The 10,679-nt window shown below is 37.0% G+C and carries 10 protein-coding genes; 9 read left to right on the top strand and 1 reads right to left on the bottom strand.

Going from position 1 to position 10,679, the window contains the following annotated elements:
- The first annotated feature begins 311 nt into the window (after window positions 1-311).
- The 6 genes from hemB to AABL87_RS10070 all read left to right on the top strand — a co-directional run bounded on the left by hemB (window position 312) and on the right by AABL87_RS10070 (window position 5,493).
- Window positions 312-1,304, top strand: coding sequence for a porphobilinogen synthase (gene hemB / locus AABL87_RS10095; protein ID WP_006262347.1), 993 nt, complete (start codon window positions 312-314; stop codon window positions 1,302-1,304).
- Between the two features lie 138 nt (window positions 1,305-1,442).
- Complete coding sequence (locus AABL87_RS10090) at window positions 1,443-1,805, top strand: DUF7716 domain-containing protein (protein WP_341277287.1); 363 nt, start codon at window positions 1,443-1,445, stop codon at window positions 1,803-1,805.
- 117 nt (window positions 1,806-1,922) lie between these two features.
- Window positions 1,923-2,333: a c-type cytochrome gene (locus tag AABL87_RS10085; RefSeq protein ID WP_006262345.1), complete on the top strand. Its 411-nt coding sequence runs from the start codon at window positions 1,923-1,925 to the stop codon at window positions 2,331-2,333.
- A 564-nt stretch (window positions 2,334-2,897) separates the two neighbouring features.
- The gene (locus AABL87_RS10080) at window positions 2,898-4,499 is read left to right on the top strand and encodes a fumarate hydratase (protein ID WP_006262344.1); all 1,602 of its coding nucleotides are present in this window, start codon (window positions 2,898-2,900) and stop codon (window positions 4,497-4,499) included.
- Window positions 4,500-4,861: 362 nt separating this feature from the next.
- Window positions 4,862-4,996 carry a hypothetical protein gene (locus tag AABL87_RS10075; RefSeq protein WP_006264540.1) on the top strand — a complete coding sequence of 45 codons (135 nt, stop codon included), beginning with the start codon at window positions 4,862-4,864 and terminating at the stop codon, window positions 4,994-4,996.
- Window positions 4,997-5,004: 8 nt separating this feature from the next.
- The gene (locus AABL87_RS10070) at window positions 5,005-5,493 is read left to right on the top strand and encodes a DUF6169 family protein (RefSeq protein ID WP_341277286.1); all 489 of its coding nucleotides are present in this window, start codon (window positions 5,005-5,007) and stop codon (window positions 5,491-5,493) included.
- Window positions 5,494-5,540: 47 nt separating this feature from the next.
- On the opposite strand, the gene AABL87_RS10065 is transcribed toward AABL87_RS10070, so the two are convergent.
- Window positions 5,541-6,746 carry a TCR/Tet family MFS transporter gene (locus tag AABL87_RS10065; RefSeq protein WP_341277285.1) on the bottom strand — a complete coding sequence of 402 codons (1,206 nt, stop codon included), beginning with the start codon at window positions 6,744-6,746 and terminating at the stop codon, window positions 5,541-5,543.
- Window positions 6,747-7,003: 257 nt separating this feature from the next.
- Here AABL87_RS10065 and AABL87_RS10060 point away from each other — a divergent pair, with 257 nt between their 5' ends.
- The 3 genes from AABL87_RS10060 (at window position 7,004) to AABL87_RS10050 (ending at window position 10,671) form a co-directional block, all read left to right on the top strand.
- Window positions 7,004-8,353 carry an SWIM zinc finger family protein gene (locus AABL87_RS10060; RefSeq protein WP_006264543.1) on the top strand — a complete coding sequence of 450 codons (1,350 nt, stop codon included), beginning with the start codon at window positions 7,004-7,006 and terminating at the stop codon, window positions 8,351-8,353.
- A gap of 193 nt (window positions 8,354-8,546) precedes the next feature.
- Entirely contained in the window at window positions 8,547-9,587 is a 1,041-nt protein-coding gene (rlmN, locus tag AABL87_RS10055; protein ID WP_006259821.1) for a 23S rRNA (adenine(2503)-C(2))-methyltransferase RlmN, read from the top strand.
- Window positions 9,588-9,693: 106 nt separating this feature from the next.
- Entirely contained in the window at window positions 9,694-10,671 is a 978-nt protein-coding gene (locus AABL87_RS10050; protein ID WP_025124552.1) for a polyprenyl synthetase family protein, read from the top strand.
- Window positions 10,672-10,679 lie beyond the last annotated feature (8 nt).

Below are 10,679 nucleotides of genomic sequence, written 5' to 3'. Positions count from 1 at the left end.
GAACACAGGTCAACGTTCTGTTTATAGATGTCGAGAGCAACTGTAAACTGTAAACAGTTCACCATAAACCAAAATAAGAACATAGGTCAACGGTCTGTTTATAGGTGTCGAGAGCAACTGTAAACTGTATACCGTTCACCGTAAACCAAAATAAGAACATAGGTCAACGGTCTGTTTATAGATGTAGAAAGCAACTGTAAACTGTAAACCGTTCACCGTAAACTAAAATAAGAACACAGGTCAACGTTCTGTTTATAGATGTCGAGAGCAACTGTAAACTGTAAACCGTTCACCGTAAACCAAAAATAATTATGTTTCCATTACAAAGAGGTAGAAGATTAAGAACAAATGAGTCTATTCGTAGTTTGGTAAGAGAGACTATCGTGACTCCACAAGATTTTATGTTCCCTATGTTTATAGCAGAAGGGACTAATGTACAAGAAGCTATTCCTTCGATGCCAGGTATGTTTAGACGTTCTGTGGATTTGACAGTAAAGGAAGTAAAAGAGCTTTATGCATTAGGTATTCGCGCAGTGAATATCTATGTAAAAGTAAGTGATCACTTAAAAGACAATGCAGGTACAGAAGCATGGAATCCTAATGGATTAATGCAGACTGCTATCAAAGCGATAAAAGATGCATGTCCAGGTATGATCGTAATGCCAGACGTAGCATTAGACCCATATTCTATATACGGGCACGATGGTATTATCGAGAATGGAGTAGTAGTGAATGACCCTACAGTAGATGCATTGACGAAGATGAGTGTATCTCATGCAGAGGCAGGAGCAGACTTCGTAGCACCTAGTGATATGATGGACGGACGTATCTTGCGTATGCGTGAAGCATTAGACCAATCAGGATTTACGAATGTAGGTATTATGAGTTATTCTGCTAAGTATGCATCTGCATTCTACGGACCATTCCGAGATGCACTAGACAGCGCACCGAGAGCAGATGTAGAGATACCAAAAGACAAAAAAACATACCAAATGGACTATGCTAACCGTATCGAAGCTGTAAAAGAGGCGTTATATGATGTAGAAGAAGGAGCAGATATCCTTATGGTAAAACCTGGTATGGCTTATTTAGATATCGTACGTGAAGTGAAAGACGCTGTGAATGTGCCTGTAGCTGTGTACCAAGTATCTGGAGAGTACGCTATGGTAAAGGCTGCATCAGAGAGAGGATGGCTTGACCACGATCAGATCATGATGGAACAATTAACTTGTATCAAACGCGCTGGAGCAAGTATTATCTCAACATACTTCGCTAAAGAAGCGTCTATTCTATTGAATAAATAGTTAGAATAAGTACTATAAATAGAAGAAGCTCGTTGATTTTGTCAACGAGCTTTTTTCATTATAAGCTATTGATAACTTTTTTTCTAAATAGTAGTAAGAAGTGTTTTAACTTTATCCACTAGTAAAATTATAGAATATATGACGCCTGATTTTAAAAATAAAACATATCGATTAGCAGAGTTTATCTTACTTGTTAAAGATCGAAAAGAAAGAATTACGGAGTATGATCCGGCCTATCAGTATGCTATTTATGCTGTAGAAGATGAGGCAGATGTAGAATTAGAGATTTATGTTGGTGATCCTGTTGAGGTGACAGAGGTTGATGAAGAGATATATCCAGACGCTGTTACAGAACTAGATATGTGGTATCTGTGCTCTGATGAAGATATACAAGATGTAGTAGACTTAGCAGTGAGCCAGAAACCTACAGTGACGGTAGAAGAGCTCATCATGGCATTAGATTACTACCTGACGATAGATGATTTTATAGATTTTGACTAAACGATATAAAGTCTATTATATATTATTTGTCCGTTTATTGCACTAAAAGGACTGTTTTGTATACTATAATGTTCATTTTGTTTCTCTATTTTTGATGGAAATAAATAAACAACAACAATGACAAAAATTATAAAAACTAGTTTACTACTTCTTGCTGCTATTAGTGTAGTAGCATGTGGCGGTAAGGATGAGAAAACACAACCTGAGGCTGTGTACGAATCAGAGAGAGGAGAAGTAGCAGAAATGACTATGTCTGAAAAAATCAAACTAGGTGAAGACATCTTTAAAGGAAAAGGGAACTGTGCTTCTTGCCATCAGACAGATAAAAAAATAATAGGACCTAGTGTCAAAGAAATATTACAAGTGTATGATAAACACAACGCTGATCTAGTTTCTTTCTTGAGAGGAAATGAGGAAGCTATAGTTGATCCGTCTCAGTTTATCATTATGCAAGCTAACTTAGAGATAACAAAGAAGTTTAGCGATCTAGAAATGGAAGCGCTTATTGCTTATATGCGTAGTTTGTAGATAATAAATAAACAGTAAGATATCGAAAAGCCTTGAGTCACTAGATTCAAGGCTTTTTTATATTCAATAAGCGATAGATTTTACTCTTTAATATAAAATGCAATTCAGACTATATTGGATGATAAATGGGAATAAAATACTATTTATTAGGGGGTGGTCGGTATGTGGTCGGCTAGTGATGGGCATTTGGTCGGCTTAAAAGTACCAAAAATAGCCTATCACTATCCCATCATATAGGTATCATATAGTGAGCAAGTGGAAGGAGCGTAAAAGTGAGTAAAAGGGAATTAGAATAGAAAGTATAGTAATGTGCTTATTATTAATGTGATATGAAGTGAAAGAATAAGATAGTGCTACATATTATAAAAAGAGAATATAAAATTGTTGTCTAATATGCGAAGAAAGTGCTCATTCTTAGAGAAATAAAATGAAGAGTTCTAATATTAATCTGTAAAGTGTAAATGATCTATATCCCTTATAAACACTGGCTATTTAGAAGCATTCTACGATTTTATAAGGACTTTAATTAGTAATTTTACTAAACAAAAATAAACTAACAATTCAATGGACTTCATATATCAAGATCCGTATCCGATTCAGAAAGATGATACGCAGTACAAAAAGATTTCTTCTGACTATGTAAAAGTAGAAAAATTAGGAGATAGAGAGATATTAGTGGTTGATCCTAAAGCGATTGAGATGATTGCTGAGACAGCGATGACAGATGTGTCATTCATGTTAAGAACATCGCACTTAGAAAAATTAAAAGCTATCCTAGACGATCCGGAAGCGACAGATAACGATCGTTTTGTAGCTTATAACTTATTACAAAATGCAAAAGTAGCAGTAGAAGGACAATTGCCTTCTTGTCAAGATACAGGTACTGCTATCGTAGTGGCAAAAAAAGGAGAAAACGTATATACGGGATCGAATGATGCCGAGAGTTTATCTAAAGGTATCTTCGAAACATACCAAAAGAAAAACTTGCGTTACTCTCAGATCGTACCTATCAGTATGTTTGAGGAGAAAAACTCAGGTTCTAACTTACCAGCACAGATCGATATCTATGCTACACAAGGAGCTAAATATGAGTTCTTATTCTTAGCGAAAGGTGGAGGATCTGCTAACAAGACGTTCTTATACCAAAAAACAAAATCTCTTCTTAATGATAAAAACCTAACCGAATTTATCAAAGAGAAAATCATGGATCTAGGTACTGCTGCCTGTCCTCCATATCACTTAGCATTAGTGATCGGTGGTACATCTGCTGAGGCAAACTTAGCAGCTGTAAAGAAAGCATCTGCTGGATACTATGATAACTTACCTACTTCTGGTAATATGGGAGGTCAAGCGTTCCGTGACTTAGAGTGGGAGAAAAAATTACAATTAATCTGTCAAGAGTCTAAGATTGGAGCACAGTTCGGGGGTAAATACTTTACTCATGATGTACGTGTGATCCGTCTTCCTCGCCACGCTGCTTCATGTCCTGTAGGATTAGGAGTATCTTGTTCGGCAGATAGAAATATAAAAGCGAAAATCACTGCAGAGGGATTATTCGTAGAACAGTTAGAGACTGATCCAGGACGCTTCTTACCTGCTGTAGCTCCTCACTTAGAAGAGCCTGTGGTAATCGACTTGGACAAGCCAATGAAAGAACAATTAGCAGAGTTAACGAAGCATCCTATCAAAACTCGTGTAATGTTAAACGGAACTGTTATCGTGGCGCGCGACATCGCTCACGCTAAGATCCAAGAGATGTTAGACAATGGACAAGAGATGCCAGAATACTTCAAGAATCACCCAGTGTACTATGCAGGGCCAGCTAAGACTCCAGATGGTATGCCATCAGGAAGCTTTGGACCAACTACAGCAGGGCGTATGGACCCTTATGTAGATAGTTTCCAAGCGGTAGGTGGAAGTATGATTATGCTAGCGAAAGGTAACCGTAGTCAGGCAGTAACTGACGCGTGTAAAAAACACGGTGGTTTTTACCTAGGTTCTATTGGAGGACCAGCTGCTATCCTTGCAAAAGAGAATATCTTAAGCGTAGAAGTGGTTGACTTCCCAGAATTAGGAATGGAAGCTGTACGTAAGATCGTAGTGAAAGACTTCCCTGCCTTCATCATCACGGATGATAAAGGAAATGACTTCTTCGCAGATTTATAGTAATCAATTAGGAATTGAGAGTTAGGAATTACGAATGTGTGCCTATGGCATGTGATTATTCATAAACCTAACTTTTAAAACAAGGATAAACTAACAATTTATAGACGACAATGAAAAGCCGATACTAGCGACAGTATCGGCTTTTTTTAATTGGGAATTTAGAATTAGGAATGTCTCATTCACTAACGGTGTCAAACAGATGTTTTTTTAAGGCTCTGTTCTGTGTCTCCCAACAGGCAAAGGAGGTTACTTTACAACCAAGGTAAGTAGCCTAATGATTTGTGTATATGAATTCTAAATATTTGAATTTTAATGTTTTGAAAATAATAATTGTCGTAGATTTGTAGGGTAAATGAGAAGTTATGAAGAAGACAGAGACTATTAATACAGTAAAGAACTTGGTAGAGAATAAAAATCAAGTTAGGGCTTATATGAAAGGAAAAATCACTAGAATGGAATTAGTAGAAAGAGGGGTTAAGTTGGTTAAACCTTTTTAGTAAGATTGATGGCTTATCAGTTCTATTGGAATGATCAAATAGGTATGTATTCTTTTATTACAGATAAAGGAGTGTCTTATGGTGTATCTTTTTTGGAAGACTTTACTTTAGATTTTGATGAGGATGGATTAATAGAGAACGTTTATCAAATTATATTAGAACAGATTAAGAGTGATCAAAGTAATAATAAAGGATTTGATGATGAGATAGCTCATACCATTCGAGATATTGTGGTTAAATTCTTTTTATCGGATAGACATAAGGTTCTTGTATATGTATGCGATAATAATGATAATAAAGCACTAGGACGTTCTATACTGTTTAATAAATGGTTTGTTCAATTTAACTCGCTAGGTTTGTATAAATTTGATAAGGTTTTGGATATTGATGGTCGTAAAATCTATACTTCGTTGTTAGTACATAAAGAGAATGCTCAGTTTGATGTAATAGTAAAAAGGTATCAAGGAATAGAACAGAGTTTTAAACCTGAAGAATAATATAAGTAGCCCTATTCTTTATTAGAATAGGGCTGTTTTTTTAAAACTTACTTCTTATGTCTCAAGAGTAGTAATAAGCTAATTAGGAGTAATAAAGCTGCTATAGCAAAGGCTATACCAGGTAAGTATGGTAAGGTATTGTCCTGTGTGTATAGGTAGAAACAATAGGTAAATACTGGTGGAGCCACAATAGTCGTTAATCCGTTAAGGCTTCCTAATACCCCTTGTAGTTCTCCTTGATGTTGCTGATTTAGTGACTTAGAGAGCATAGACTGAAAACCTGTCTGTTGTATACTTCCTAGTAAGTATAATGTGATACCTACCCAGAGTTGTATTTCAGTAACACAATAACTCAATAAGAGTAATCCTATAAAGCTGGTTAATAAACCGATGTAGACAAGTCTTTGGTCTGATAGTTTAGTAGACAAGTATTGCAATAGGTATGCTTGTACTAAGAAACCTATGATGCCTATAATGGTTAGTGAGATTCCTACTTGCTGTTTACTCCAGTCAAACTGTATCATGGTATAGAATGACCACGTACTCTCCATGCTATGTGATGCAGCCGAAAGTAAAAAGAATACAATAAACAATACACTTAGTTGTTTAAAGCGTTTGATACTTTTTAGAGATTGTAAAGGGGAGATTTCTTTTAGTGATAATCGCTTTAGTGAACGTGAAGTATTGGTTTCTGGAAAGAAGAAATACCCATAAATAACATTTAATAAACCTAATATTCCCGCAAAGTAAAAAGGGTAGGTAAAATGATATTCTCCTAATAATCCTCCTACTAAAGGGCCTAGGATAAAGCCAATATTGAAAGCTGCATTTAAATAGCCAAAGTATTTCGTTCTGTTATCTTCATCCGTTACATCTGTAATCGTAGCTGATGCCACGGCAAAGGTAGCACCTGTCACTCCGGCGATAAGCCGACTGATGAATAGTAACCAATAACTATGAGCAAATGCCATAATAAAACAGTCTATAGAGAATCCAAAAAGAGAAAGTAATAATACTCGTCTACGTCCATAACGATCGCTAATAATCCCTAAGATTGGTGCAAAGATAAATTGCATAAAGGCGTAAGCTAACGTAAGTACACCTCCGTACTTCGCTGCTGTGCTGAGGTCAGCATGTAGTACGTGTTCTAATAGTTCTGGTAATACTGGAAAGATAATACCGAAGCCAGCACTGTCTAATATAATGGTGATCGTAATGAATATTACGATGCTGTTAATCTTGTTTGATTGCATAAGTATATATAATAAAATAACGGTACCCTAAAGGTGGGGTACGCTTAAATAAACTGAGCCACTTACTACGCTGTAGGGTGCGACTGTGATTCGGAATGTTATTTTACTATTGCTGCATAATGGGCAAAGATAATGTGTAATGGGTTTATTATCAAAGAGTAATTGCCTTTTTTTAAAATAAGAGAACAGATGTGTACAGTTCTAGAAGGTTATATTTCTATGAATTTTAGTACCTTGCTTACTCATTTGTAAGTACCATGAACGACCTATTATCTTATATATACAATACCCCTTCTAGCTTAACGAAAGGCAAGGGAGGGGACGAATTATTCTTAGCGAAGTACAGTGAGATACAGAAGAAGACTGATGCTCCATGCTTTTTTTGGGGTAATGTGAAGGATCCTTTTATTATGGCACGTTGTTTAATCACGTTGTCTAATGTGGTGCAGTCTAGTTTTAATTTATCTCCTGCTGATCTGGCTAAGCTAAAAGACCCTATTGCTACAGCTGGGGATGGTAGAGTGCGATTCGAAGGATTCTCTCACTGTGCAGGAGTGTACGCTCGTGTAGATGTATTGCCTGATGGGTTAGATGGGGAGTTCTTAGAGAATGGGACTACGAATGTAGACTTTAACCAACCGATGCTTACTGCACTGAATAGTATTAAGCAAAAGGAGAATGTACTGCTGTCAATAGGTCAGAAAGAGGTTAGTATTCAGACTGAGGATAAGAAAATAGTGGAACGCAAAGTACCTCTTCCGATTAAGTGGATTAAGGGACTGAGTACGGTACAGATCTATCTGTCTAAGGCAGAGAAAGTACATACGTTTAATAAAATACAGACACAACAACTGTTTAGAGGTATTCCGAAAGGGGCGATCAAGACAGATTATTACTTAACTGTACGTGGTAATATGCCTGTGTTTACACCTGTTAAGTCTGCTAATGCAGTCTGTGTAGGAGGTATTTATCGCTTGAGATTGTTAGAACTTCTATTGCCTTATATGGATTATATGCAGGTCTTTCCTCATCCGAATATGCAGAGCACCACTTGGCAGTTGTATTTTGGAGATATTCGATTTAGTTTGTCTTTATCTCGTGAAGCTTTTAGAGGGTTTTCGGGAGAGGGAGCAGCATTAGAGTCGTTAATAGAGGATGTGGATGACGAGTGGATAGATGCGATGGATAAGTATGCTTATGCGAATCAACGCTTTAATCCGACGATGTTTGCGATGGAAGAAGGGATGAGTTTCACTGATGCAGATAGTCTGACAGGGCGATTAGCCGCTATGGGATTATTAGGGTTTGATTTAGATGACAATGCTTTCTTTTATAGAAGATTGCCCTTTAAGCTAGAGCGTATCCTAAGTCTAAATCCTCGCCTAAAGAATGCTGAGAAACTAATAGCTGAGAATAAAGTAGAGATTATTAGCAATGCTAATGGACGGGTAGAAGCTCGTGTAGAGGGAACTGGTGGTGTGAGACATACGGTAATCTTAGATGGTGACCAAGAGCGATGTACTTGTGAGTGGTATGGTAAGTACCAAGGAGATAGAGGGATGTGTAAACATGTGCTGGCCGTGAAGAAGATGACGGTTAAAGGTTAACAGTTAACAGTTAACAGTTGACAGTTGACAGTTAACAGTTGACAGTTTACGGTGGACGGTTAAGAATGACTAGCTTTTGTGGATACTAGTTGGTTATACAGTACACTAGTTCCTAATTGATTGTTCCTTACATTATTGTTATAATTTTATTACAGTATTTGGCAGTCGGATAATTTGAGATTAACTTTGCGCCATGCAAATAGACAAAAAAGACATCAGAAGTTTATCTAAGGAACAATTAAGGGATTTCTTTGTTTCTCAGGGAGATAAGGCATTTAGAGGAAACCAAGTGTACGAGTGGTTATGGAGTAAAGGGGCTCATAGCTTTGAGGATATGAGTAACTTATCATTGGCTACCCGTGAGATGCTAGATGCTAACTTCGTAATTAATCATATCAAAGTAGATAGTATGCAGGTAAGTACTGATGGTACTATCAAGAATGGTGTGAAGTTACACGATGGTCTTATCGTAGAGTCTGTTTTGATTCCTACAGAAACACGTACTACAGCCTGTGTATCTTCTCAGGTAGGGTGTAGTTTAGACTGTGAGTTCTGTGCTACTGCTCGCCTTAAGCGTATGCGTAACTTGAATCCTGATGAGATTTATGATCAAGTATTAACAATCGACCAACAAAGTAGACAGAATCATGGACACCCGTTGTCTAATATTGTGTTTATGGGAATGGGTGAGCCGTTAATGAATTATAATAACGTACAGAAAGCCATTGAGAAGATTACTTCTGAAGAAGGGCTAGGGATGTCTCCTAAGCGTATCACAGTGTCTACTTCAGGATTGCCTAAGATGATCAAGAAGTTGGCAGATGATGGTGTGAAGTTTAAGTTGGCAGTGTCTTTACACTCTGCTATCGAAGAGACACGTAATCGTATTATGCCTTTTACTAAGAATTTCCCATTAACGGAGTTGCGTGAATCACTTCAGTACTGGTATAGTAAGACGAAGAGTCGCGTTACGTATGAGTATGTGATTTGGAAAGGAATTAACGATGACAAAGCTTCTGTGGATGCATTAGTGAAGTTCTGTAAGTATGTACCGTGTAAAGTAAACTTGATTGAGTACAACCCTATCGATGATGGAGAGTTCCAACAAGCAGATGAACGTGCTACGAATAGCTATATAGCAGCTTTAGAGAAGAATGATATCACTGTAGTGGTACGTCGTAGTCGTGGTAAAGATATTGATGCAGCTTGTGGTCAGTTGGCTAATAAATCATAAGTTTAGTTTAGAGGAAATTACGTAAAGAATTGTTTAGCAATTTCTTAATGATTTCTATTTGAGGGAAACTATCGAATGATATAAAAAAGTCGTATTTTTGGGTGCAATGAACATAGTACAGCAAATAAAACAACCTATACAGAATGAGATGGAGCTTTTTGAAAAGAAGTTCCGCAACTCAATGACTACTAAGGTAGCCTTACTAAACAGAATCACTTACTACATTGTAAATAGAAAAGGGAAGCAGATGCGCCCTATGTTTGTATTTCTAGTAGCGAAGATGGTGGCAGGTGAGGTTAATGAGCGTACTTATCGAGGAGCATCTGTTATAGAGTTAATCCATACTGCTACTCTAGTACACGATGATGTAGTAGATGATAGTAATAAACGTAGAGGTTTCTTTTCCCTTAATGCTTTATGGAAGAATAAGATAGCCGTGTTAGTAGGTGATTACCTATTAGCAAAAGGACTTTTATTGTCTATTGATAACGGTGATTTTGATTTACTTCGAATTATCTCAGTGGCTGTACGTGAGATGAGTGAGGGAGAATTACTTCAGATAGAGAAAGCGAGACGATTAGACATTACAGAAGAGGTGTATTATGAGATCATTCGTCAGAAGACTGCTACATTGATTGCGGCTTGTTGTTCATTAGGAGCTGCTGCTGTTGATCCAGATAATGCGGAACTTATAGAGAAGATGCGTAAGTTCGGAGAGTTAATCGGTATGGCATTCCAGATAAAGGATGATTTATTTGACTATACGGATGGGCCTATTGGTAAGCCGACAGGTATTGATATCAAAGAACAAAAGATGACACTTCCTCTTATTTATGCTTTGAATACCTCAGAGCCTAAAGAGAAAAAGTGGTTGATTAACTCTGTTAAAAATCACAATGAGGATAAAAGACGTGTGAAAGAGGTTATCGCATTCGTCAAACAAAAAGGAGGTCTAGAATACGCTACTACTAAGATGGTAGAGTATCAACAAGAGGCTTTAAATATACTACAGGAGTTTCCAGAATCTACTTATAGAGAAGCTCTGTTCACGATGGTGAATTATGTTATAGAAAGAAAAAAGTAATTTTTTTC

The organism is Myroides sp. C4067 (assembly GCF_038039665.1).
Classification (GTDB): Bacteria; Bacteroidota; Bacteroidia; order Flavobacteriales; family Flavobacteriaceae; genus Flavobacterium; species Flavobacterium odoratimimum.
The sequence above is the reverse complement of the archived record's forward strand: the minus strand, read 5'-3'. Positions and strand labels throughout refer to the sequence as shown.

Bases quoted from the DNA above. Each gene is read 5' to 3' on its own strand.
- AABL87_RS10085 (WP_006262345.1), top strand. From the start codon at position 1,923: ATGACAAAAATTATAAAAACTAGTTTACTACTTCTTGCTGCTATTAGT.
- AABL87_RS10090 (WP_341277287.1), top strand. From the start codon at position 1,443: ATGACGCCTGATTTTAAAAATAAAACATATCGATTAGCAGAGTTTATC.
- AABL87_RS10060 (WP_006264543.1), top strand. From the start codon at position 7,004: ATGAACGACCTATTATCTTATATATACAATACCCCTTCTAGCTTAACG.
- AABL87_RS10075 (WP_006264540.1), top strand. From the start codon at position 4,862: ATGAAGAAGACAGAGACTATTAATACAGTAAAGAACTTGGTAGAGAAT.
- hemB (WP_006262347.1), top strand. From the start codon at position 312: ATGTTTCCATTACAAAGAGGTAGAAGATTAAGAACAAATGAGTCTATT.
- AABL87_RS10080 (WP_006262344.1), top strand. From the start codon at position 2,898: ATGGACTTCATATATCAAGATCCGTATCCGATTCAGAAAGATGATACG.
- AABL87_RS10070 (WP_341277286.1), top strand. From the start codon at position 5,005: ATGGCTTATCAGTTCTATTGGAATGATCAAATAGGTATGTATTCTTTT.
- rlmN (WP_006259821.1), top strand. From the start codon at position 8,547: ATGCAAATAGACAAAAAAGACATCAGAAGTTTATCTAAGGAACAATTA.
- AABL87_RS10050 (WP_025124552.1), top strand. From the start codon at position 9,694: ATGAACATAGTACAGCAAATAAAACAACCTATACAGAATGAGATGGAG.
- AABL87_RS10065 (WP_341277285.1), bottom strand. From the start codon at position 6,746: ATGCAATCAAACAAGATTAACAGCATCGTAATATTCATTACGATCACC.